General features: G+C 66.8%; 18 protein-coding genes and 4 tRNA genes. 12 read left to right on the top strand and 10 right to left on the bottom strand.

All coding sequences use genetic code 11. The features are described 5' to 3' along the window. Positions 1 to 3: 3 nt before the first annotated feature. The 3 genes from ACT86A_RS20145 to ACT86A_RS20155 form a co-directional block, all read right to left on the bottom strand. Complete coding sequence (locus tag ACT86A_RS20145) at positions 4 to 573, bottom strand: DUF4395 domain-containing protein (protein ID WP_445093720.1); 570 nt, start codon at positions 571 to 573, stop codon at positions 4 to 6. A gap of 286 nt (positions 574 to 859) precedes the next feature. Beyond that, positions 860 to 1,318, bottom strand: coding sequence for a thioredoxin family protein (locus tag ACT86A_RS20150; RefSeq protein WP_445093721.1), 459 nt, complete (start codon positions 1,316 to 1,318; stop codon positions 860 to 862). Next, positions 1,315 to 2,115, bottom strand: a complete 801-nt coding sequence (locus tag ACT86A_RS20155) for an LmeA family phospholipid-binding protein (RefSeq protein WP_445093722.1) — start codon at positions 2,113 to 2,115, stop codon at positions 1,315 to 1,317. The genes ACT86A_RS20150 and ACT86A_RS20155 overlap by 4 nt, the downstream gene beginning before the upstream one ends. A 293-nt stretch (positions 2,116 to 2,408) precedes the next feature. Between ACT86A_RS20155 and ACT86A_RS20160 the strand changes: the two genes are divergently transcribed. The 6 genes from ACT86A_RS20160 (at position 2,409) to pstB (ending at position 8,339) form a co-directional block, all read left to right on the top strand. Next, positions 2,409 to 3,173, top strand: coding sequence for a winged helix-turn-helix transcriptional regulator (locus ACT86A_RS20160; RefSeq protein WP_445093830.1), 765 nt, complete (start codon positions 2,409 to 2,411; stop codon positions 3,171 to 3,173). Positions 3,174 to 3,303: 130 nt separating this feature from the next. Further along, a complete protein-coding gene (mshD, locus tag ACT86A_RS20165) occupies positions 3,304 to 4,224 on the top strand; it encodes a mycothiol synthase (protein WP_445093723.1) in 921 nt (306 codons plus the stop codon). 241 nt (positions 4,225 to 4,465) lie between these two features. After that, positions 4,466 to 5,578, top strand: coding sequence for a phosphate ABC transporter substrate-binding protein PstS (pstS, locus tag ACT86A_RS20170; RefSeq protein WP_445093724.1), 1,113 nt, complete (start codon positions 4,466 to 4,468; stop codon positions 5,576 to 5,578). 88 nt (positions 5,579 to 5,666) lie between these two features. Then, the gene (gene pstC / locus ACT86A_RS20175; protein ID WP_445093725.1) at positions 5,667 to 6,638 is read left to right on the top strand and encodes a phosphate ABC transporter permease subunit PstC; all 972 of its coding nucleotides are present in this window, start codon (positions 5,667 to 5,669) and stop codon (positions 6,636 to 6,638) included. After that, positions 6,638 to 7,540, top strand: coding sequence for a phosphate ABC transporter permease PstA (gene pstA, locus ACT86A_RS20180; protein WP_445093726.1), 903 nt, complete (start codon positions 6,638 to 6,640; stop codon positions 7,538 to 7,540). Before pstC ends, pstA begins: the two co-directional genes overlap by 1 nt. Before the next feature lie 22 nt (positions 7,541 to 7,562). Next, on the top strand, positions 7,563 to 8,339 hold the full coding sequence (pstB, locus tag ACT86A_RS20185; protein ID WP_445093727.1) for a phosphate ABC transporter ATP-binding protein PstB: 777 nt from the start codon (positions 7,563 to 7,565) through the stop codon (positions 8,337 to 8,339). A 279-nt stretch (positions 8,340 to 8,618) separates the two neighbouring features. Here pstB and phoU read toward each other — a convergent pair whose 3' ends face one another. The 5 genes from phoU to ACT86A_RS20210 all read right to left on the bottom strand — a co-directional run bounded on the left by phoU (position 8,619) and on the right by ACT86A_RS20210 (position 15,140). After that, a complete protein-coding gene (phoU, locus tag ACT86A_RS20190) occupies positions 8,619 to 9,281 on the bottom strand; it encodes a phosphate signaling complex protein PhoU (protein WP_445093728.1) in 663 nt (220 codons plus the stop codon). 309 nt (positions 9,282 to 9,590) lie between these two features. Next, entirely contained in the window at positions 9,591 to 11,336 is a 1,746-nt protein-coding gene (locus tag ACT86A_RS20195) for an LCP family protein (protein ID WP_445093729.1), read from the bottom strand. 742 nt (positions 11,337 to 12,078) lie between these two features. After that, positions 12,079 to 13,221, bottom strand: a complete 1,143-nt coding sequence (gene dusB / locus ACT86A_RS20200) for a tRNA dihydrouridine synthase DusB (protein WP_445093831.1) — start codon at positions 13,219 to 13,221, stop codon at positions 12,079 to 12,081. A 173-nt stretch (positions 13,222 to 13,394) separates the two neighbouring features. Further along, positions 13,395 to 14,366: an acyl-ACP desaturase gene (locus tag ACT86A_RS20205; protein ID WP_445093730.1), complete on the bottom strand. Its 972-nt coding sequence runs from the start codon at positions 14,364 to 14,366 to the stop codon at positions 13,395 to 13,397. Positions 14,367 to 15,067: 701 nt separating this feature from the next. Continuing rightward, positions 15,068 to 15,140: transfer RNA gene (locus ACT86A_RS20210), tRNA-Lys, on the bottom strand. Positions 15,141 to 15,989: 849 nt separating this feature from the next. On the opposite strand from ACT86A_RS20210, the gene ACT86A_RS20215 reads away from it, so the two are divergent. The 6 genes from ACT86A_RS20215 (at position 15,990) to ACT86A_RS20240 (ending at position 19,346) form a co-directional block, all read left to right on the top strand. Beyond that, a complete protein-coding gene (locus ACT86A_RS20215) occupies positions 15,990 to 16,655 on the top strand; it encodes a TetR family transcriptional regulator (RefSeq protein WP_445093731.1) in 666 nt (221 codons plus the stop codon). 93 nt (positions 16,656 to 16,748) lie between these two features. Next, positions 16,749 to 16,821 (top strand) — tRNA-Glu (locus tag ACT86A_RS20220). A 29-nt stretch (positions 16,822 to 16,850) separates the two neighbouring features. Continuing rightward, positions 16,851 to 16,924 (top strand) — tRNA-Asp (locus tag ACT86A_RS20225). A gap of 58 nt (positions 16,925 to 16,982) precedes the next feature. Then, positions 16,983 to 17,056: transfer RNA gene (locus ACT86A_RS20230), tRNA-Phe, on the top strand. Positions 17,057 to 17,375: 319 nt separating this feature from the next. After that, the gene (locus ACT86A_RS20235) at positions 17,376 to 18,053 is read left to right on the top strand and encodes a GAP family protein (protein WP_445093732.1); all 678 of its coding nucleotides are present in this window, start codon (positions 17,376 to 17,378) and stop codon (positions 18,051 to 18,053) included. 573 nt (positions 18,054 to 18,626) lie between these two features. Further along, positions 18,627 to 19,346, top strand: a complete 720-nt coding sequence (locus ACT86A_RS20240; RefSeq protein ID WP_445093733.1) for a polyprenol monophosphomannose synthase — start codon at positions 18,627 to 18,629, stop codon at positions 19,344 to 19,346. A 31-nt stretch (positions 19,347 to 19,377) separates the two neighbouring features. Here ACT86A_RS20240 and ACT86A_RS20245 read toward each other — a convergent pair whose 3' ends face one another. Continuing rightward, entirely contained in the window at positions 19,378 to 20,790 is a 1,413-nt protein-coding gene (locus ACT86A_RS20245) for an HAD-IB family hydrolase (RefSeq protein WP_445093734.1), read from the bottom strand. Positions 20,791 to 20,828: 38 nt separating this feature from the next. Next, positions 20,829 to 23,297 (bottom strand): glycerol-3-phosphate 1-O-acyltransferase, encoded by a 2,469-nt coding sequence (locus ACT86A_RS20250; protein WP_445093735.1) that lies wholly within the window; start codon positions 23,295 to 23,297, stop codon positions 20,829 to 20,831. Positions 23,298 to 23,600: the final 303 nt, after the last annotated feature.

Genomic DNA, 23,600 nt, shown 5'->3' on the forward strand with positions numbered 1-23,600 from the left:
GGTTCAGTTCGATGCCGGGGACCCGGCGATGTTCGTGTCAGGGCCGGCGACGAGGGTTCGCGTGACCACGGAGGGCTTACGAACCTCGGCGACCGGGCCGGTCCGGCGGAGGCGGGCGACCAGCGGATAGATCCGGCAACCCAGGCAGATCCCGAACGCCGCGTTCAGGAACGCCGCGAACAGGGCGAAGCCGGCGAATACAGCGCCGACGACAGTGGAGCCGAGCGCGAAGCCCAGCAAGCTCCCGGCCGCGAAGACCAGGCCGAGCAACTGCGCGAACCGCAGCGGAGCCACCGGCTCCGTCGCGGTGGTCGGCGCGAGCCGCGGTGCGACGAACGTGGCGTAGACCCGGCCGTACGGATGGCGCCGCGGACCATAGGCGGCGCCCACAGCGAAGGCGACCCCCTGCAGGGCGATCAGCACCGCCGCGGCGACCGGCGAGAACGCGGCGGCGACCAGGACCAAAACGAGGACCCCGGTGGTGACCCACGCGGTGAAGCGCGGTCCGCGGACATCTACCTGGTCGCTGGGAGGGCGGATAGTTCCGGAACTCTTACGGATCTGGGTGGACATTGTGCGTACTCCTGCGCTGAATAAGTCTAATGACTGGAAATTTGCCAGTTCGCCGGGAATTGTCAGAGCAATCGCGCGGCGGTTGGCGGTCGGCGTCAGGAATCTGGGGAAGCCGACCGATCAGCGGCACAGGCAGCAACAACCACCGAGCCGACACAGATCCACTGTGCGGCGTCGGGTGAGCATCAGCTCGTGGTCGGTCAGCACGGCAAGCAGTTTACCCAATTCGAGAGACAAATTGGACCCGGGGGCTGTCGCATCCGTCCACGGGGCTTGTCGTCCCAGCTCAGACGGCTACGGTGAGCGGCTCGAGCGCGGAGTGCAGATCGGTGGTCTTAGGCACGCCCGAGATGCGGAACCGTTCTCTGCCCTCGACGTCGAAGACGAACGTGGTCGGCAGCGAGAGCACGTTCAACTCGCGCGCGAGCGCCGGTTCGGCGTCGATATCCACCTCGATGTCCTGCGGCGGTTGCGGCGATCCGGCCAGCCGGTCCGTCACGTCGGCAACCACTCGGCGAACCGCGTCGCACGGTCCGCACCACTCGGCGGAGAAATGCAGCACCGCCGGACCCGCGCCGGTCACGCCGACGGCCGCGAGCAGTTCGGCGCGCGCCGATTCGGACAGGCCGATGTCCTTCCCGGCCCAGTCTTTCCCGGCCCGCAGCTTGCCATCGCGGCCGCGCAGTAGAACGCCCACGGTCAGCGCGGCCAGCAGAACCACTGCCAGGATGATGATTTCGATCATGGTCGGTGCAATCGGTCGAGGTCGATCGTGACGTTCACGCCCTTGCCCTCCACGACGATCTGGCCGCCCTGAGCGGAGACCTTGGTGGGCCGGACGCCGAACGGCAACTCCTTGGTGTCGATGGTACGGGTGAACCGGGCGAGCACGGCCGGGCGATCGGCATCGGTGATCACCGCCACCGGAACTGTTTCGGTGCCGGGACTGCCGCGGTAGAACCCGGTCGCCACGATCTTGACCTGGTCACCATCGAGGAACAGATCGGCCTGCACGCTGACCTTTTCGCCGCTGTACTGCATGCCGGGGGTCTCCGGCAAGGTGCCGGTGAGCACCAGCGCGCCCGTGGTGGTCATGCCGGAGCCGCCAGATCCGCCGGTCCCGTCGGACTTGTCCGCGGGACGGGAGTGCACCTGCAGGTCGGGGATGGCGAAAAGTCTGCCGAGCTCGGTGGGCTCCACCCGCAGTCGGCTGTCCACCCGCTCCACCGGTGCACCGCGCAGGCTGCCGTCGACCAGCTCTCCCAACGGTAGGCGCACGCCGGTCAGTGTCGCTTCCAGTGCGGTCTCACCGGGGATGTCCTCGCGCTTGGCCCGCGCCCGGATCTCCACGCGCTCGAAGCGGCCGTCCCAGGACTGGCCGAGGAATGGGAAACCGTGAATCGTCACCTCGGGGTCGGCGGTGAGATCGGCGCCGTCCCGTAGCGCCCGGGACACCCGGTACTCGGAATAGGCCGCGGTGCTGAAGTCGGCGACGACCACGAATCCGGCCAGACACAGCAGGCCGATGATCAGCTTCCGCATGCTCCCCCGTCTCTCCGGGTCTCGGGCCGCGCCGGTCGAGCCATGCGCGGCGCGCATTCGAATTGCGTGGCGGGCAACCCGGAGGTGCTGGGCCTACCCGATGCATAACCCACCTGCGCACCCTATCGGTTGGCTCGATCCGGGTTCCCGGGTGTCCTCGGTGTGGTGGCCACACCCGGAATGGGTGGTCATCCGGTATTACGCGCTAATCTTGCATCCGATTACCTGTGATCAGCGACGTGGCTACGACAATGCTGCCGCACCCGCGACGCTACGAGATGGGAGGAGGGTTTGTGGAGCTGCTGCTGCTTACCTCCGACCCCAACCCCGAGTCGGTGTTGCCGTCGCTGGCGCTGCTTCCGCACAACGTCCGCCCGGCTCCCACCGAGGTGGCCTCGCTGCTCGAGGCAGGCACCGCGGACGTCGCCCTGGTGGACGCACGGACCGACCTGGCCGCCGCCCGTGGCCTCTGCCGACTGCTCGGCAGCACCGGTTCGTCCGTGCCGGTGGTCGCGGTGCTCACCGAAGGCGGTCTGGTCGCGGTGAACGCTGATTGGGGACTCGATGACATCCTGCTGCCCGGCACCGGACCGGCCGAACTGGACGCCAGGCTGCGGCTGCTGGTGGGGCGCAACGGCGGGGCGGCCAGCCCGGAGAACACCGGCAAGATCACCCTCGGCGAGCTGATGATCGACGAGGGCACCTACACCGCCCGGCTGCGCGGACGCCCGCTCGACCTCACCTACAAGGAATTCGAGCTGCTGAAATACCTGGCGCAGCACGCCGGCCGGGTGTTCACCCGCGCGCAATTGCTGCAGGAGGTCTGGGGCTACGACTTCTTCGGCGGCACCCGCACCGTCGATGTGCACGTCCGGCGGTTGCGCGCCAAACTCGGTAGTGAGTACGAGTCCCTGATCGGCACGGTCCGCAATGTCGGCTACAAGGCCGTGCGTCCTTCGCGGGCCACGACCAAGGGCGAACCGATGAGCTTCCCCGAGGACGCGAACGAGGACACCGACGACTCCTCGTTCGCGCCGATCAACGGCTCTGCGCAGTGAGTCGACGCGGCCGATGGTCGCGTTCGCTGCCCGCATCGGGATCAGCCGATGCCGAAATGCGGCCGGCCGTCATGACGTTATCTGGAGCGGGCCTTCGCACGGGGTCCGAAAGTTCGACGAACGGAGGCCGATGAGCGGCGCGACGACACAGTGGATCGACCGCCCGGACGAGGACGCGGCGCGGACGATCACCGATCTGCTCGCGCGGGCCACGGCCGCCGATGGTGTCGCCCCGATCTCGGAGCAGGCGGTGTTGTCGTTGACCTCCGGCGACCACGCAGGCACGCGTCACCTCCTGGCGCGGCGCGACGGTGTGATCGTGGGATACGCGAATCTTGTTCCCGCGCATGGCGAACATCCAGCGATGGTGGAGGTCGCCGTCGACCCAGCCGCGCGCGGCCACGGAGTCGGAGCCGATCTGCTCACGTCCGCGCTGGCCGCAGGCGGTCCGGGGGCGCGGGTGTGGGCCCACGGTGATCGGCCGGCGGCCAAATCCGTCGCAGCCGCGCTCGGGTTGCGGACAGTGCGTGAACTGTGGCAGATGCGGCGATCCTTGGCTACCCCAGAGTTACCCGAGCTGTCCGTGCCGGACGACGTTCTGTTGCGCACCTACGCCGGTCCCGCCGACGACTCGGAGTTGCTGCGGGTGAACCGGGCCGCCTTCGCCTGGCACCCCGAACAGGGTGGGTGGACCGAACGCGACATCGAGATCCGCTGCGCTGAGCCCTGGTTCGACCCGAAGGGCCTGTTCCTCGCCTTCGCCGCCGACGCGCCCGATCGCCTGCTCGGCTTCCATTGGACCAAGGTTCATCACGAGGAGAACCCGCCGCTCGGTGAGGTCTACGTGGTCGGCATCGACCCAGCGGCGCAGGGACGGGGGCTCGGCCGGCTGCTCACCCTGGCCGGATTGCGCCACCTGCGCGACCGTGGCTTAGCCGAGGTATTGCTGTATACCGAGGCCGACAACGCCGCCGCGGTGCGCACTTATACCCGTCTCGGATTCGCTACGGCCCATGTCGACGTCGCGTACGCGGCGGCCGAGGTTGAATAGCGAGAGGCGGTCTCGGTGTGCTCGAGTAAAGCTGGGGCAAACGTCACACAATCCGGGAGCAATCGCGCCGGGCTGTTCACGCTCCGTTCACTCAGGTCGATCCAACTGTCAACCACATCACCCTAGGTTGAGTGAGGGCAGCACACTGCTGCCTGGTGCGCAAGTTCCCCGCGAACAGCACCACAACACCCGTCCGGGCCGGTGAGGGACCGGACGAGTAGGACGCCATTCCGGAGGAATAGTGAATCTCAAGCGCAGCAGCGCCCTCGTTGGTGTGCTGGCCGTCGGTGCCATGACGCTCGCCGCCTGTGGTAGCGACGACAACACCGCGACCGACTCGAACAACGTCGCCAAGGTCGACGTCGCCTGTGGCGGTAAGTCCGCTCTCAAAGCCAGTGGTTCCTCGGCGCAGAAGAACGCGATGGAGCGCTTCATCGCCGCCTACGAGAAGAACTGCAACGGTGCCACGCTCAACTACACCTCGAGCGGATCCGGCGCGGGCGTGAGCGAATTCGTCGGCGGCCAGACCGATTTCGGTGGCTCCGACTCGCCGCTGAGCCCGAAGAAGGACGAGCCGAAGAAGGCCGCCGACCGCTGCGGCTCGCCGGCGTGGAACCTGCCCACCGTGTTCGGCCCGGTCGCGATCACCTACAACATCGACGGCGTGACCGACCTCGTGCTGGACGGCCCGACCGCGGCCAAGATCTTCAACGGCACCGTGACCACCTGGGACGCCCCTGAGGTCAAGGCGCTGAACCCGAACGCCAAGCTGCCGTCCGAGCCGATCGCCGTGATCTTCCGCAGCGACGAGTCGGGCACCACCGACAACTTCCAGCTCTACCTGGACAGCGCTTCCGACGGCGCCTGGGGCAAGGGCGCGGGCAAGGCCTTCGCCGGTGGCGTCGGCGCCGGTTCGAAGGGCAACGAGGGCACCTCGGCCGCGGTGAAGAGCACCAAGAACGCGATCACCTACAACGAGTGGTCCTTCGCGAAGGCGCAGAACCTGTCGATCGCGCGCATCGTCACCTCGGCGAGCAAGGACCCGGTGACGCTGAGCGTCGCGTCGGCGGGCAAGGCGATCGAGTCGGCGAAGATCTCCGGTCAGGGCAACGACCTGGTGATCGACACCTCCTCGTTCTACAAGCCGACGGTGGCGGGCGCGTACCCGATCGTGATGCCGACCTACGAGATCGTGTGCTCGAAGTACGCCGATGCCAACACGGCCCAGGCCGTGAAGGCGTTCCTCACCTCGGCGGTCAGCAACGGCCAGCAGGGTCTGGACGAGGCCGGGTACATCCCGATCCCGGAGCAGTTCAAGACCAAGCTGACCACCGCCATCAACGCCATCTCCTGATCGCGAATCCATGACCGTGCACGACGAAGTTGCCGCCGCTGGACAGCCGGACTCGACTGTCCAGCGGCCAGGTGGAGATACAGCGCTCATGCCGAGTAAGCCGAGCACCGAACCGTCCGCGCCGGGCGGACGCCGTCACAGCCCGCGGGCGGAGATCATCTTCCGTTCGCTGGCCACGGCGGCTGGGGCGATCATCGTCGCCTTCATCGCGTTGATCGCGTTGTTCCTGTTCATTCGGGCGATGCCTTCGGTATTGGCGAACGACGCGAACTTCTTCACCAGCACCGAGTTCAACACCAGCGATGCCAAGCACCTACGGTTCGGCATCCGGGATCTGTTCATGGTGACGGTGCTGAGTTCGATCTTCGCCTTGGCGCTGGCCGTGCCCATCGGCATCGGCATCGCGCTGTTTCTCACGCACTATGCGCCGAAGACGCTGGCGCGGCCGTTCTCGGTGCTCGTCGATCTCCTGGCGGCGGTGCCTTCGATCGTGTTCGGTCTGTGGGGAATCCTGGTGCTCGCTCCGCAACTGGAGCCGGTACAGAATTTCCTCAACGACAAACTGGGTTGGCTGTTCCTGTTCTCGGACGGCAATATCCCGCTGGCCAGCGGTGGCACGATCTTCACCGCGGGCGTGGTGCTCGCGGTGATGATCCTGCCGATCATCACGTCGGTCAGCCGCGAGGTCTTCAATCTCACTCCTCGCGCGCACATCGAAGCGGCGCAGGCGCTCGGCGCGACGAAGTGGGAGGTCGTCCGCATGACCGTGTTGCCCTACGGGCGCAGCGGCATGATCGCCGGAGCCATGCTCGGTCTCGGCCGCGCGCTCGGCGAGACGATCGCCGTGCTGATCGTGCTGAAGACCGCCGCGAATCCGGGGCACTGGTCGGTGTTCGACGGCGGCTACACCTTCGCCTCCAAAATCGCCTCGGCGGCGGCGGAATTCAGCGACCCGCTGCCGACCGGCGCGTACATCGCGGCAGGCTTCGTGCTGTTCGCGCTGACCTTCGTCGTGAACGCGCTGGCGCGCCTCGCTGCCGGTGGAAGGGTGAACGGGTAATGACCACCTCTACTTTGGACCGTCCGGTCAAAGCCCCCACCTTCCGGCATGTGAGTGTCGCGCGCCGGGTGCGCAACAACCTGGCCACCGCACTGGTGTGGCTGGCGTTCGGCGTCGCGCTCGTGCCGCTGGGCTGGGTGCTGATCATGGTGGTCACCAAGGGTTTCAATGCCGTCGTCCGGGCCGACTGGTGGCAGAACTCGATGAAGGGTGTGCTGCCCAACCAGATCGCGGGCGGCGTCTACCACGCGATCTACGGAACCATCGTGCAATCGCTGGTCGCGACGGTCATCGCGGTGCCGCTGGGCATCATGGCCGCGGTGTATCTGGTCGAGTACGGCCGCGGACTGCTGGCCAAGACCACCACGTTCATGGTCGACATCCTGGCCGGCGTGCCGTCGATCGTGGCGGCGCTGTTCGTCTTCGCGCTGTGGATCGCGACGCTCGGTTTCCCGCAGAGTTCGTTGGCGGTGTCGTTTGCGTTGGTGTTGCTGATGCTGCCGGTGGTCGTGCGCAGCACCGAGGAAATGCTCAAGCTGGTGCCCGACGAGTTGCGCGAAGCGTCCTATGCGCTCGGCATCCCGAAGTGGAAGACGATCGTGCGGATCGTGGTGCCGACCGCCCTGCCCGGCATGATCAGCGGTATCTTGCTGGCCATCGCCAGGGTGATGGGCGAGACCGCTCCAGTGCTGGTGTTGGTCGGTTACAGCAAGTCGATCAACATGAACGTCTTCGACGGCAACATGGCGTCGCTGCCGCTGTTGATCTACCAGGAGCTGGCCAACCCGGAAGCAGCCGGACGCGAGCGGGTCTGGGGCGCGGCATTGACCCTCATCATCATCATCGCCTTCCTGTACCTGGCGGCGGCCGCCCTCAACCGGCTGCTCACGCGGAACCGATAGAAGCGGAACGGATTACCGAAAAATGGCCAAGCGGATCGATGTCAAAGATCTGAATATCTACTACGGCAAGTTCCATGCCGTGTCCGAGGTTTCGCTGACCGTGCTGCCGCGTAGCGTGACCGCCTTCATCGGTCCCTCCGGCTGTGGCAAGTCCACCGTGCTGCGTTCGCTCAACCGCATGCACGAGGTGACTCCCAATGCGCGGGTCGCGGGCGCGGTGCTGCTGGACGGCGAGGACATCTACGGCACGCAGATCGACCCGGTGGGTGTGCGTCGCACCATCGGCATGGTCTTCCAGCGGCCGAACCCGTTCCCCACCATGTCCATCCGGGACAACGTGGTCGCCGGGCTCAAGCTGCAGGGTGTGCGCAGCAAGAAGGAGCTCGACGAGGTCGCCGAGCGTTCGCTGCGGGGTGCCAATCTGTGGAACGAGGTGAAGGACCGCCTGGACAAGCCGGGCGGCGGTCTGTCCGGCGGTCAGCAGCAGCGTTTGTGTATCGCGCGCGCCATCGCGGTGTCGCCGGACGTGCTGCTGATGGACGAGCCCTGTTCGGCGCTGGACCCGATCTCGACGCTCGCGATCGAGGACCTGATCACCGAACTGAAGAAGGAATTCACCATCGTCATCGTCACCCACAACATGCAGCAGGCCGCGCGCGTGAGTGACCAGACTGGCTTCTTCAACCTGGAGGCCCAGGGCAAGCCCGGAAAGCTGATCGAAATCGACGACACCGAGAAGATTTTCTCCAACCCTTCGCAGAAGGCCACGGAGGACTACATCTCGGGTCGCTTCGGCTGATTCGGGCCACCGAGCGCGTCCCGCTCGACGCGGCACAGTACGGCGAAAGTCCTGGCAGCAACTCGGCTACCAGGACTTCTCGCGTATCTGAGGCCATCCGAAACGGAAATGGTGGCAGCTGCTTCGGCCGATCCTGCCCTCTGGGCGGGGCAATGTTCGCGAGCGTGACCGGCAGGAATCGGGCATCCGAGCGCCGCCATAGGCGCTGCGTTCGGCCACCCGACTCCTCGCCGACCCGACGAATCAGGTTTGGTCGGCAGTCCGGAGACGGTGTTTCGGTTACGCCCCGCCATCCGGGTCGGGCGGAAGCACGCCGGTGACCAGGAAGATGACCCGGCGGCCGATTTCGACGGCGTGGTCGGCGAAACGCTCGTAATAGCGGCCGAGCAGCGTGACATCGACGGCTGCGGCGACGCCGTACTTCCAGTCGCGGTCCATGAGCAACGTGAAGAGGTGGCGGTGGAGGTCGTCCATCGCTTCGTCGTCCACGTTCAGTTGCGCGGCACGCTCGGGATCGCGGGTCTCCAGCACCTCCCGGGCGCCGGAGCCCATGTTCACCGCGATGCGGCCCATCTCGGCGAAATAGCCGTTGACCGATTCGGGTAGCGCGTGGTTCGGGTGCCGCCTGCGGGTAACCTTCGCCACGTGCAGCGCGAGCGCGCCCATCCGGTTCACATCGTTGACGATCTGGATCGTGCTCACCACCTGCCGCAGGTCACCCGCAACCGGGGCCTGCAGCGCGAGCAGCGCGAAGGCCCGCTCTTCGGCGCCTTGGATCATCTCGTTGATCCGGTCGTACTCACTGATCACCTGCTCTGCCAGAGCGAGGTCGGCCTGGAGCAGCGACTGGGTCGCCCGGTCCATGGCGGAGCCGGCCAGGCCGGCCATCTCGCCCAACAGGTGGGCGAGTTCGGCCATTTGCTCGTTGTAGATGACACGCATGTGTCCAGACACTAGTTCGCCGCGCTGACCAAGTCACGAACATGGAGTGAATGCCGGGTGTGACCGGTTAGCGCGCGTGTTGCGGCAGCCGGAATTCCCGCCGGACCGCGCCGCCGATCCGGTCGCGACGCAGCCGCGGGACCGTGGAAATGTGACCGGCATCGCAGGGCGGCTGCTTTCGAGGCGCGCTGATCGACGTCCTCGGCACAGGCCGCCGCCGAACGAGGGCTCATGCGAATATCTTTGCGGTAGAACGCGACTCGACGCGCGCATCGACAGTGCCGGGGTCCGGGTGATGCACCCGGACGGCTACTTGCAGATCTCGTCGGCCGCGTTGACGTGTTCCAGATCCGAGGGCAGTGCGGCCGGCGCCGAATCCGTCGAGGTACTCGTCCCGACGTTGGTGATCTCGTCACCGACCGGCGTCGGCGCCTTCACGGTGAGACCTTTCGTCGAGTCGGCTCCGATCACGACCTCGACAATGCCGCCGAGATCGTCGGCGGCCTCGATGGTCGCGCCGGGGATCGCGGTGGCCACGGTGGCGGCCTGAGCTTCGAGGCCTGCGGCGTAGCGGACCTTGGTCGTCGCGGAGGTGCCGTTGGCGTAGTTGCCGGTGTTGTAGATCGTGAAGCCCTGATTGCCGAGTTTGGTCGCGGCGGTGCGCGCCAGACCGTCGTAGCCGGAGCCGTTGGATACCAGCAACGAGACGGTGGAGGGATCTACCGCGGTGTGTTTTGCCGGTGTCGGCGCGGCCTGAGCGGGAGCGGGTGCGTCGTCTCGGGCAGTTGGTTTCTCGCCCGGCAGCGGCTGGTCGTCGCGGATCGCCTTGAAGATTGCCTTGATGTCGGATTCGCGGGGGATCTCGTTGCCGTAGGCCGTGGTACCCGCGGTCGGGACGGTGATGAAGGTGACCGCGCCCGCGTCGACCTTCTGCAGCGAGCGTCCCAGCATCAGTAGATCGTTGGAATCGACCTTGTGGACCCAGGTGTGCTCGCGGAACGCGGTGATGAAGCCGTTCAGCTTGCCCGGATCGAAAAGCACCTTGCTCGACAGCGCACCGCGCAGCAGTGAGGCCAGGAAGCGCTGCTGACGGTTGATCCGGTCGTAGTCGCTGCGCTCCTCACCGGAGACGTGCCTGGCGCGGACGTAGGCCAGCGCGGTCTCACCGTTGATGCGCTGCTTGCCCGGGTGCTCGATGACGGTGCCGAGAACGCCGTCGACGACCGGCCTGGCCGCGCACACCTCGACGCCACCGATCTGATCCACCATCGCCTCGAAACCGGCGAAGTCGATGCCGATGAAGTGGTTGATCGTGCTGCCGGTGAGGCGCTGGATCGTGGTGACGAGGCACTTCGGGCCGCCGAGGGCGTACACAGCGTTGAGCTTGTCGCCTATCGCGGAGGGGAAGGTCTCGTTCGTGTATGCCGATTTGTCGTTGTCCCACCCATTGCACTGTGGCCTGGTCACGTCCAGGTCGCGGGGGAAGGACACGACCACGACCCGGTTTCGGGCCTTCGGGATGTGGACGAGCATGGTGGTGTCCGCCCGGGAGCCCTCGGCGTCGTTCAGGGTGCCCGCGCCGAGCTGGCCGTTGGCTCCCGCGCGGGTATCGGTGCCGACCAGCAGGTAGTTCTCGTCGCCGAGCTGGGCGTTGGAGTCGATCACGTCGTCCGGATTATCGTCCAGCGCCGAGACCTGTGTGAAGCTGTTGTTGGTCGACCGAAGGTAGCTCCAGCCGCCGCCGGTCGCCAGCAGAACCAGCACGGCTACCACGGCTACCACGGACCGGCCGATGGTCGACAGGCGTTTGTTGCGGCGCCGCCGGGCGGCATCCAGGCGGGATTGCGCGGGTGTGCCCACCGGCTTCGGTTGGGCTTTTCCTTCCTTGGTCGGCCAGCTCGGGCTCTTGCGCTTGGCGCGGGTCGGCTCGGTCAGTGGGGGAAGAACGTCGGTGACTTCTTCGGCCCGTTCCGGCCCGGGGCGGATCGGAGCCGCGGAGTGCTCGGCGGGGCGACGGCGCGCCGGGGTCGCGTGTTCTCCGGTCTCCTGGATCACCGGAGAACTGCCGGTCTGTCGTGGTGGGGGCGTTTCGGAGGCACGGCGCGGGCCTGCTACGGCGCCGTGGCCATGGGGGGCATCCGGGGGGCGTCGGGTGGGCTCGGTGGTGTGCCGGGCGGGCTCGGCGGTGTGCCGGGGAGCTTCCTGTCGCGGCGCGGGCTCGGCGCGCGGGCCTCGTCCCGGCGGCGGGCCCGCCTCTGATAGTTCTGGCTCGGCGCGGCGACTGCGCCCCCGTTGACCGCCGGCGTCCGGTGGTGCGGGTTCGGGGTGGCGGTCTCGTGTCGGCGGAAGGCCCGCATCTGCTCGTGCCGGCTCTGCTCGGCGGCCGCGGCTCGGCGCGTCGCCGTCCGGCGGTGCGGCCGCCCGGCGGCCTCGACGTCCGCCGCGCTCGTTGTCGACCCGCTGGACGAGATCCTGGACCGTGAGCGGTGCGGAACTCTGGCCGGAAGTGGCGTCGGTATGTCGTGCGCGACGGGGCGCCCGCGCGGCGTCCGGTTCGGGGGAATCCGCCGTGGGATACCGCTCCCACGGGGCACGACCTCCGGGCCGTGGCGAATGCCCGTGCCGATCGTCACCCACCAACGAACCTCGCTTTTCGTCTTACTTTCGCCTCAGCTGCACTCGACCGGCAGCACCGATTCCGCAATGATAACGATTCCGCCACGGCGAGCCACCCGAGCGGGAAACCGGCGAGGTCGTGGCAATATTCGACACGGTCATTCGCTGCGGGATTGCCCGATCATCCGCCGCTATGCATCACATCGGCGCCATGTGGCACGTCCGGATCGTCAGGGTCGACGAGCCATCCGTGCGGCAGCGCGACCTTTCCCGGCGAGCCTTGGCGTCCGCGTGGGCCTTCGGCATCCTTCGGGAAAGGGGCGGTCGGATCGAGTTGTCCGACGAGATCTTCCAGTTGGGTGAGGCCGGCGACGGTCGCGAACGCGCGGCGCAGGTCGGCCCCGACCGGGAATCCCATCAGATACCAGGCCATGTGCTTGCGCAGGTCGCGCATGGCCTTTTCCTCGCCGAGATGCTCCGCCAGCAGTGCGCCGTGCCGGTACAGCACGGCGCCGACGCGGCCCAGATCGGGGGCCGCGGGCAGCGGCTCGCCGCGCAGCGCGGCCTGCAGTTCGGCGAACAGCCACGGCCGGCCGAGGCAACCGCGGCCGACGACCACGCCGTCGCAGCCGGTCTCGTCCATCATGCGAACGGCATCGGCGGCCGAGAAGATGTCGCCATTGCCCAGTACCGGGATGGTGGTCACAGCCTCCTTGAGGCGGGCTATCGCGGTCCAGTCGGCCTGTCCGGAGTAGCGCTGCGCCGCTGTGCGCGCATGCAGCGCGACCGCCTGCGCGCCTTCGGCTTCCGCGATGCGTCCCGCGTCCAGATAGGTGAGGTGCTCCTCGTCGATGCCGATGCGGAACTTCACGGTCACCGGAACACCCGCCGGCTCGGCGGCATCCACCATCGCGCGCACGATACGGCGGAACAGCGTCCGCTTATAGGGCAGCGCGGCGCCGCCGCCGAGGCGGGTGACTTTGGGCACCGGGCAGCCCAGATTGAGGTCGATGTGATCGGCCCGGCCCTCGCCGACGATGATTCGTACGGCTTCGCCGAGCGTCGCCGGGTCCACGCCGTAGAGCTGCATCGACCGCGGGTACTCGTCGGCGTCGAAGGACATCATGTGCAGCGTCTTCTCGTTGCGCTCCACCACCGCCCGCGCGGTGATCATCTCGCACACATAGATCGAGGTCGGGCTGCCGAACTCGCGGCACAACTTGCGAAACGCCAGATTCGTGATGCCCGCCATCGGCGCCAGCACGACCGGCGGATCGACCGAATACGGCCCGATCCGCAGTGTCGTCTTCGCCTCGGTAGTCATCGTCACGCCGACCAGTGTCTCATTTCCGCACGTAAGTTGGCCGGTGCGGGTCGGCGGGTCGGGCAGACGAGATCCACAACCCCACCGCCGGAGTCGCCGTCGTCCGAGTTGACGCCGTCCGAGTCGTCGCCGCCGCCCGAGTTCTGGACGGCGGCGCAGTTTGTGTCGGCGGGTCAGCCGACCGTGCTGACCGCCAACTCGCGGTCGCGCTTGGCGGCTTCGCGCGCGAGCATGCGGTCGCGCTGCTCCTCGAACTTGATTACGTCTTTGGCCAGCTTGTCCAGGAACAGGCCGAGGCGCTCGCGGACCGCTTCACCGCGCGCGGTGAAATCGGTGCGCTCGAAGATGTTCCACTTCTTCAGCACCGGCTGGACGATTTCCTCCAAATGCTGGCGCGGATCGTAGATGCCGTGCTTGGCCATGAGCACACCGTTGCGGCGGAAGTTGGGCATGCCGGCACCGGGCATCTGGAAGTTCTCCAGGATCAGCGTGATGGCCTCGAGGGCCTGATCCGGCACCAGGTCGAGGGCGGCGCCGCACATGTTGCGGTAGAAGATCATGTGCAGGTTCTCGTCGGCGGCGACGCGCTGCAGCATGCGGTCGGCGATCGGATCGTCACAGACCCTGCCGGTGTTGCGGTGGCTGACCCGGGTGGCCAGCTCCTGAAAGGTGACGTACGCGACGGAGTGCAGGAATCCGGCGTCGGCGTCGGCGGGAGAGGCGAAGCCGTTGGTCATGTGGACCATGCGAGCTTGCTCGAGGGCGACCGGATCGACGCCGCGGGTGACAACCAGGTAGTCGCGCATCACGATGCCGTGCCGGTTCTCCTCGGCGGTCCACCGGCCCACCCAGGTGCCCCAGGCGCCGTCCTGGGAGAAGTTCTCGGCGATCTCCCGGTGATACGAGGGCAGGTTGTCCTCGGTGAGCAGGTTGGTGATCATGGCTGCCTTCGCAACCTCACTGAGGCGGGACTGCTCAGGATCCCAATCGATGCCACCGAGTGCCGCGAAATTGCGGCCTTCGTCCCACGGGACGTAGTCGTGCGGATGCCATTCCTTTGCCAGAGAAAGGTGCCGGTTGACGTTTTCTTCGGCAACCGGCTCCAACTCCGTGAGCAGCTCGAGTTGAGTCAGATCCCTTGCCATGTATGAACCCTTCAGTGTGTGTCCCGGTCGTGCTCGTCATCCCAAAGTAGACCGATACCGATTCGGCCATACCTTACGGCACCGTAGGTGTGATGCGAAACGCATCCGTTGGACGATCGCGATGCCCTCGTGATTCACGTCAGCAGACTTCTCAGCCGTTCGGTGATCTACACGAGTGTAGGGGGTCGGCCCAGACTGAGAGGACTATCGCCGCCGGTCTCGGGGCTGTTAGCCAGGGTGCGGTAGCACACACTGCGTCGAAAATGGCAATGTCCGGTTGGCGTGGCGGTGCAAGGGGCACACCGCAGAGCGTGTCAGCCGCTATCCGGCGGCGCGTTGTCCATGTTCCGGGCCCATGCCGATCCGATGATGCCGATCCGATTATTTCGATCCGATGACGTCGATCCGATGATGTCGTCGGTGAGCCGGCTTCGAGATCGTCGGCGATGATCTTCGGTCCGCGGGTGTGTGCGCCTGCACTGGAATCGTGCGGTCCGTTCGGCTCGATGACTCGCCCGAACTGGTCCGCACCGCGCACGATCAGGCCCCGCACGCGCCGGTGCGGAAGCAGGCGTCCGCACCGCCGCCGTTTCCAGAGCTGGAGTGAGCGTGCGACCTGTTCTCCGTTGTGAGGTGCGGGGAAGCGGAAAACCCGGCGAAACCAGGTCGGGCGCCCGGGGAGCCCGGACGCCCGACGCGCGTGCCCCCAGTAGGGCTCGAACCTACGACCTGCGGATTAAAAGTCCGTAGCTCTACCAACTGAGCTATAGGGGCGCAGAGGATCAGTGTAGTGCGACCGGTGGGCGATACCCCAATCGGGGGAGTTCGTGTCGGTGGGGTGCGGTGGATTGGTGGGGTCGGCGTGACGCGGGGACGCGTTGTGCGCTGCCCGCGGGAGGGTAACGCGGTGCGGGCACACGGCGATGCAGCCGGTAAACATCTGCCACCCAGCTTTGTTCATCGTAACCGGATCTGGATATCATCCAAACATGTTGGCTGACAATATCTTTGGATTCGGCGGGGGTGAAGGGGCCGGACTGGGCGAGGTGTGCGGGCCGGGTTGGCCGGCGCGGCCCGCGTGGCGATCGGTCGCTCGGTCTGTCGGTCGACTCGGGTGAACATCGCTGGGCTGCTGATGAATTCGCGCCGCTGGACCGCGCGGATAGGTTGCGGATTATTTGCTGCAAAGAAAGCGAAATCGAGTGGCGAGCCGACTCTTCAGTTTGTCGCGTGTCGTATCGGGATTCCGGGTACGGTGACGCCTTGGTGAATTCCGAAAGGATCGCCGATTCGGTTGGCGCTGCGGAATCCGGCTTGTCGTTGTTGTGTCCGAAGGGGCCGCGGCCGGCTCGGCCGGGCGTGTCTCGGTGGAACTCGACGCCGCAGGAGGAGGCAGATCTGAAACGAAGAAATACCCGGATGCGCACCCCCTGCGGCGCACCCGGGCAGGGAAACTATACCAGCCGGTGTGTTTCAGGTTTCTCGCGAGTTTTCGTACCGAAGGTTTGAAGCGGGCTCGAAAACCCGGTTTGCAGTATTGATAAAACCATGAATTCGCGCCAAGGGTCCGTTCCTTTGGGGGTGGCTGCTTGGCGACGAGTAGGCTTCGGAGGCGTTTCGAGCATGGCACGGCAGCAAGAGCGGGCCCGCCGGACACGGGCGGCGATTATCAGGTCCGCCGCCGTTGAGTTCGGCAAGAGCGGCTATGCCGCGGCATCGCTCAACCGCATACTGGAAGGGTCGCGTGCCACCAAGGGCGCCATGTACTTCCATTTCGATTCCAAGGAAGACCTGGCACGCGCGGTGCTGGGCACCGCGGTGGAGCGCTACCGCGCGTCCGCCGAGCGATGGCTTGCGCGAACGGATCTCAGTCCACTGGACATCCTGCACGGGATGCTCGACGAGATCGCGTTGCGGCTGGAGCACGACATCATCGTGCAAGCGGAGTACCGGCTGATCATCGAGCCGGATTTCCGCGGTGACATAGCAGCCGGCGGCGGGGGCATCCTCGGCCGGACGACCAAGGTGCTCACGGTGCGCGCTATCGACCAGGGTCAGTTGCGCGCCGACGCCGACCCGGACCGGTTCACTCGCACGCTGGCGGCGGCGCTCGCCGGTCAGCGATACCTGGTGGATCTGCTCGCTGGTCAGGCCGATCTGCGGTCGCGTTTCGAGGAGGCGCTCGAGGTGGTGGTCGAAGCGATGGCCACGCTGGACTGGCTGCAGCAGTTCCGCAGCGCGGGCTGGCGCGAACGGGCACGTTTGGAGGAGCTCGGTTTGGGCCTCTGACCAGCCGGTTTGGGATTCGAGTCCGGTCTGTCATAAGCTATCCCAGCTCCCAACGGAAAGCCGTTGAAGCCGGTCCGGAGAAATCCGGGACGAGCCCCCTTCGTCTAGCGGCCTAGGACGCCGCCCTTTCAAGGCGGTAGCGCGGGTTCGAATCCCGTAGGGGGTACGATCTTCGGATCGTTGGTAGCAGAGCATGGCCCTGTGGCGCAGTTGGTTAGCGCGCCGCCCTGTCACGGCGGAGGTCGCGGGTTCGAGTCCCGTCAGGGTCGCAAGTCGGCGCCGGATTTATCCGGCGTTTGACGTATGGCATTCAATTCGGGTGCCTGCGGCCAGGTAGCTCAGTTGGTACGAGCGTCCGCCTGAAAAGCGGAAGGTCGCCGGTTCGATCCCGGCCCTGGCCACTTCACTCATATTCGGCTCATGCTCGTAGCGGGCATGAGCCGTTTTCGGTTCCTACTGTCTTATAGGGTGCCACCCCCAACGGTCCGCCCGAAGGGTTCGCCGCGGACAGCTGAAGCTCGTGATCGCGGTCGGTTCCGATTCGGGTGTTCACGTCATGGTCGATCCGTATCACCCTGCGCGGGCCCCGTTCAGTGGGCTGCGCGTGTCGGACTACGCGCCGCGGCGTGATTGCGAGATGTGACGAATCATACAGTGCGGCAGAGGGCTTCGAGACTGGGCTGCGGGCCTCGGCTCCGCCCCGAGTAGGCTGGCGCCGCCATGTCGATCCTTCTCCTCGCACTGGCGGGATTCGCCTTCCTCGATTCGCTGGACGTGCTGCTCATCGGTGTCACCACGGCCGTCGTCTACGACAGTCGGCTGGCTCGGCGCTCGCCGCTGGTCGGCGGTCTGAGCTTGCTGGCGGGCGTTTTCGCAGCCACCACCGCCTTCGGTATCTGCACAGTCCTCGGGATCGGCTTTCTGACCGATTTGGTCGACCTCGAGATCACCCCGCTGATGCGGTATTGGGGCGAGCTCATTGTCGGCGCGGCGCTGATCGGCCTCGCCGGCATGCGGATGACCGGACAGACGCACCAGAAGCGGGGAACCGCCATGCGGCGGCAGCCGTGGTTGCTCGCCGTGATCGGCGTGGCGATCGGCGTTGCGCAGGCGCCGACGGCGGTGCCCTATTTGGCCGGGCTCGCGATGATCTCCGCACGTAATCCGCTGCCGTCCCTGTGGCCACTGATCATCGTCGGCTACTGCACGCTCGCATTGCTGCCGCCCTTGGTAATTCTCGGCCTCGCCATGCGGCGCACGGTCGCAGCGCGCCGGGTGTATCGAAAGGTCGTTCGCATTCTCAGCACATATGTGCCGACTTCGGTGCGCATACTCTTCGCCGTGTTCGGTGCGGCTCTGATATGCGACTCGGTGATCCATTATCGGAGTCTTTGGTAGGCCCCGGCCGCGAATTCCGGCCAGGGGCCCGCCGCTATGAACGGCGACCACGAAATGGGGATGGGATGTGCTGTTCGGTGAGATGCTGGAGGCATGGCTGAGCGCTGGTACTACTGCTTGAAGCATAAACGTGCCGAACAAGGTCGCCAGTGCTGGTTCCGCGATCGAATGGGTCCTTATCCGGACCGGGCGACGGCGGAACGGGCGCTGGAAATCGTGCACGCCCGTAACGAGCGTGCGGACGCGCAGGACCGGACGTGGCGGGACGGGGACACCGGCGCATAACTATTGCGTTGTGCGGCAAAGGATTCGGGCAACCATATCGGGATTTGCCGCAGTCGCCGCGCACGCCGTGAAGTCCGCCGGGGCGCGGTGACGGGGCGGCGAAGTGTTCCCCGGATGGAGAAGTTGATCTTGAGCTGCAGGTCGGAGGCTCGAGCGGCATCGCGCCGGGTGCGGCCGCTCGGCCCGCGGTCGGTGCTATCGAGTACGGTTCTGGCAGAACTCGACGAATGCTCGGTGGTCCTGGCGTGGGCTGCGAGCGGACACCAGGATCAGCAGGGAGGGCGACCCTTGAGGGTTACCGTTGTTGTGCCGACCTTCAACGAGCGGGAGAATCTGCCGGTTGCGGTGGAGCGCCTGACCGCGCTGCCCGTGCCCGACCTGCACGTGCTCGTGGTGGACGACAGCTCGCCGGACGGCACCGGCGAGGTGGCGGACAAGCTGGCCGCCGAACTGCCGAACGTGGTCGGTGTGCTGCACCGGACCGAGAAGGACGGGCTCGGTCGGGCATATGTCGCGGGCATCACACGGGCGCTGGACGAGGGCGCGGACGTGGTGATCCAGATGGACGCCGACCTCTCGCATCCCGCCGAAGTCGTCCCGACCATGTTGGAGAAGCTGACGAGCACCGATGCCGGCGTGGTGCTCGGCTCCCGCTACGTCCCCGGCGGCTCCACGGCCGTGGAGTGGAAGTGGTACCGCAAGGCGCTGTCGGCGTGGGCCAACTTCTACGTCAACCTGATCCTGCGCTTGGGCGTCAAGGACGCCACCGCGGGCTTCAAGGCGTGGAAGGCCGACACCCTGCGCACCATCGACGTCGCCTCGATCCGCAGCAACGGATACTCCTTCCAGGTCGAGATGAACTACCGCACGATCAAGCAGGGGATCGCGATCGCCGAAGTTCCCATCCGGTTCGAGGAGCGAACGCTCGGCGCGTCCAAGATGAGCCTGCAGGTGCAGCTCGAGTCGGCGCTCATGCCGTGGAAGCTGCTGTTCGGCCGCGCCGTCTGAGCGTGCGCTCGGCGCCGACCACCGGGATGCGCTAGGGCCAGTTCAGGAGCGTGTCGACGAACAGCTGTCGCACTCGCGCCACATCGTCGTCCATGTCATCCGGGTTCCACCCGCTGACGTCGATGGGCTCGAGGATCGCCACATCCACGGTCCCGGGCCGGGCGACCATCGCATTGCGCCAGCAGATCTCGCCCGCGTTGCGAATGACCACCGGGATCACCGGTACCCCGGCCTGGATCGCGATATGGAACGCGCCCTTCTTGAACGGACCGACCTCGGGAGTGTACGAGCGGGTGCCCTCCGGCGCCATCGCGATCGACAGCCCGCCGCGCAGAGTTTCCACGACCGGTCGTAGCGCCGCCTTCGCCTGCGCGGTATTCGCTCGATCGATGAAGGTCACGCCGACGAAGCGCATCAGCGGCCCGAAGACCGGATTCTTGGTGAGCTCCTTCTTCCCGACGCCGGTCACGCCGCCGCCGAGTACGTGCGGCACGATGATGACGTCGAACTGGCTCTGATGATTGAACAGAAAGACGGCGGGTCGTGGTGACTCGGCATACTCGGCGCCGGTGACTCGCACGTGCACCCCGGCGATGCGCAGCGTATTGCGTGCCGCGTGCGCCATCAGGGCATCGGCCATCTGCCGGCGGTCTCCGGTGGACGCCTTCGACGCGACGCCGCCGAGCGCACCGCCGAGCAGTCCGGCGAATCCGGCGGCGGTGCGCGCGTAATCGCTCACACGCGGCGGTCGGCGCGGTCGAAACGCCAGCTTTCGCCAGCGCCGGCGGTCGGCGATCTCGGCCAGCGCGTCATCGGGATTCACCGCCACCGCATGCCCGACCAGCGACAGCAGGCGCAGGTCGGCAATCGTGTCGGCGTAGGCGTAGCTGCGTCCGAGATCCACGCGGTGGGCCGCGGCGAACTCGCTGACCGCGGCGGCCTTGCCGTCGCGCCACAGCGTCCTTGCGTCCGGGTACCCGGTGAGCGCTCCGTCGCTGGTGGCCATCGGCGTATAGCGCACGTGCGTGATGCCCAGTTGCGTCGCCGCGGGCAGCACCTGGAACCTGGTCAGCGAGGTCACCAGCAGTACCGTGTGCCCGGCTGCCCGGTGGGTGTGGATCAGCTGCCATGCTTCGGGATACAGGTACCCGTAGACGGTGCGCCGGAACAACTTCCGGCCCAGCTCGTCCAGTTCCTGTTCGCGGCGCCCGGCCAGCGCTTCGGGTAGCTGCTGCAGGAATTGGTCGTATCGACTGTCGGTCATGCCGTTGCGGATGCCGCCGAGCAGCACGTCCGCGGGCTTGCGGCGGCGTGACAGGCGTCGCGGCCCTGGCCCGTCGACGACCGTGCCGCCGAAGTCGAACACCGCGGCGACCTCGGGGCCCTGCGGCCCGGAGCGAATGGCGGCGACGGCGGCGGCGAGGTCAGCGCGCGCGTCGGTCATCGAACCTCCTGTGTGGCACGGCATTTCGCGACGATCGCTCACCGGGTGGGTATGTTCGACGGGTCCAGCGCGGCGGCCTGCGCGATGCGGGCACCGATAGCCCGCAGGCGTTCGGCGAATTCCGTTCTGCGCTGGGCCAATTCCACGCGACGTTCGGCCGAGTCGTCCGTAGCCGGCGCCACCAGATCGCGGTTGTCGGCGAGTTTCAGCGCACTGGTGAACAACTCGGTGGAGACCGACTCCGGGCTGTGCAGCCGCTGCTGCAGCATCATCTGCTTGCCGACGGCCACGCATTCGGCGATGAACCTCTTGCGGTCGATCTCGTCGCCCGGGTCCCGCGCGGCGAGCCGCTCCGCCACCACGAGTTGCGCATCGAAGAATGCGCGCAGCACACGGTGGGCCATCATGAATCCGGAGGCGGTGAGTCTCCCCAGGACGTCCGCGCTGTGGGTGTCGCGGCGGGTGTGGCTGTACCAGTCCGGGTCGACCAGGACCATCTCCGCGACGATCTGGTCGGCGAACTCACGGCGCTCCGGGAAGAAGAATTCGAACTTGAGCATGTCACGCAGGCGGAACGCTTCGTCCCAGCCGGCTTCCAGCGCGTCGTCGTCATCGGAGTCGAACCCGGCGAGGATGGACAGCTCGAGGATCGCGCGGTTGACGAACCAGTGCACGGCGCTGTTGCGGTAGAACGCGGCCTCGAGATGCGCGCCCGATTTGATCGAGTACACCGGTTCCAGCCCGCCGCGGTACACCGTGACAACCTTGGCCAAGGAGAGCTGTCCCAGCACGACGGCCAAGCCCTTGTCGTCGCGCAGAGCGTCGAGTTCACCGCCCGGCAGTCCGCGCTCGTCGATGTAGCCCAGCACCGGCGCGAGCACGCTGCGCACCTCGCCGAGGGTGAGGGCGCGCCCGTCCACGCCCAGCAGCGCGAGGGTGACCAACGCGTTGACCGTGATCGGCGTAACCGCGTTGATCCCGACCGCGACGTCGAACGCCAACCGCTGCACGGCTTTGCGTTCCAACTCCGTGGTTTCCGGCGGCTCGTTGTGCTCGGCCGCGCCCGCCTCGGCGCGACGCGGCGGGATCGGCTCGGTCCGGTGCAGTGGGATGCTGAGCGGCGCGACGGTGAGCGGGTCGCCGTGCGCGGCGAGACGCTCACGGGCCGACAGCGGCTGGCCGAAACGCACGTACACATGTCCGGCGGAGTGCTGTTGGCTGCGGATGTAGCGTGCGAGCCAGGCCAGCCCTTCGGGCTTCTTCTTGCCGCCGACCTGTTCGGTGGCAATGGCGCCGAGTTCGTTGAGCCGCTCGTAAGTGATCGAGACCGGGACCAGCATGACGTCGTCGACACGATTCGAGCGCACCGCCGCGGCGAGATAGTTCAGCAAACCGTAGCGCGGCGGGCGCAGCTTGCCGGTGCGGGTGCGGCCGCCCTCGAAGTACCACTCCAGGTTGAAGCGCTTGGCCAGCAGGTAGGCGAAGTACTCCTCGACCACGGCCTTGTACACCTCGTCGTCGCCGAAACTGCGCCGGATGAAGACCGTTCCGGTTCGCCGGGCGATCGGCCCGAGCGGCCAGAAGCTCAGGTTCGCGCCGCCTATCACGTGATTCGGCGGAAAGTCGTTGCGGGCAAGCACGTCACCGAGCACGAACGCGTCGACATACGAGCGATGCGAAGGCAGGAATACCAGTGGATACCGGCGGTTCAGATCGCGCAGCCCGGCGAGCCCGGACCCGTCGCAGTCCACGTTCCAGGTCGAGGCGTGCACCGGCCGCATGGCCTGGGTGAACAGATCCGAGACCAGCCTGCTCTGGGCGGCGACGAGTTCGTTGAGCGATCTCTCCGCACGGCGGTACACCTCGTCCGGGCTCGCCCCGATCTGGTCGGCGATCAGTTCCAGCCGGCGCAGGAAGCCGGGGTGGTCGAGGATTTCCTCGGCGACCAGCCGGGGCACCTTGTACCGGTCGCCGATGATGGTCCGTTCGGCGCGTTCGAGCGCCACCACGGCCGCGCGCACGATGGCGCGGGCCAGTGGCTCGGCGGTGCCCTTTTCGAGCAGCGCCGCCGCCTCCGGCTGGTTGGCTCGCAGCTCGCTGAGCCGGGCGGGCGCGCCGGTCAACACGACGTGCCGGTCCGGCGACTTGGTGAGCAGGCTGCGCTGGGCCAGCCGGTTGGGTTTGCGCGGATTGGTCATCAGGGCCAGGTCGGCGAAGGTGACCCGCCGCACGCCGTCGCGTTCCGGCGGCAGCCACAGCACCCGGATCGGCACCACCAGCGGATCGTCGCGCCTGCTGACCAACTGGGTGGCGACGGCGTCGGTGTCCAGGTCCAACTGGGTAACCGGGGCGTCGGTGCCGAATTCCGCGCCGATTCCGCCATCGGCCAGCCAGGTGCCGACGAGTTGGCGTTCCACCCCCGACGCGGCGTCGATCAGGGCCACCACCGACTTCGGTGTGGTCCCGGGTCGGGCGGTCGCGGGTGCATCGCCGCGGTGATCGATCATCGATGTTCTTCCCTCCGCGTTCTTCTTTCCGCAAATGACGCTCTTTTACTATTCAATCCCCCCGGGTCGATTCCGCGCAGGCAGTCGGCACAGTGAGTTCCGGTCGTGCGGGTGTACCCGATGCGAGGGATTGTCGGTATCCGAGCGCCGCCAAAGCTCTTCGGTCATCGCCCGCGCAGCGATCACAAGCGCGCCACTAGCCGGGTCAGCTGGGCGAGAACTATCGCGATGACGCTGATTGCGTTGTGGCTCAGTGAATTACTGGAATACGGCCTGCTCTGGCGAAGTCGGGCGCACCGTTGA

The organism is Nocardia glycosmidis (genome assembly GCF_052545115.1).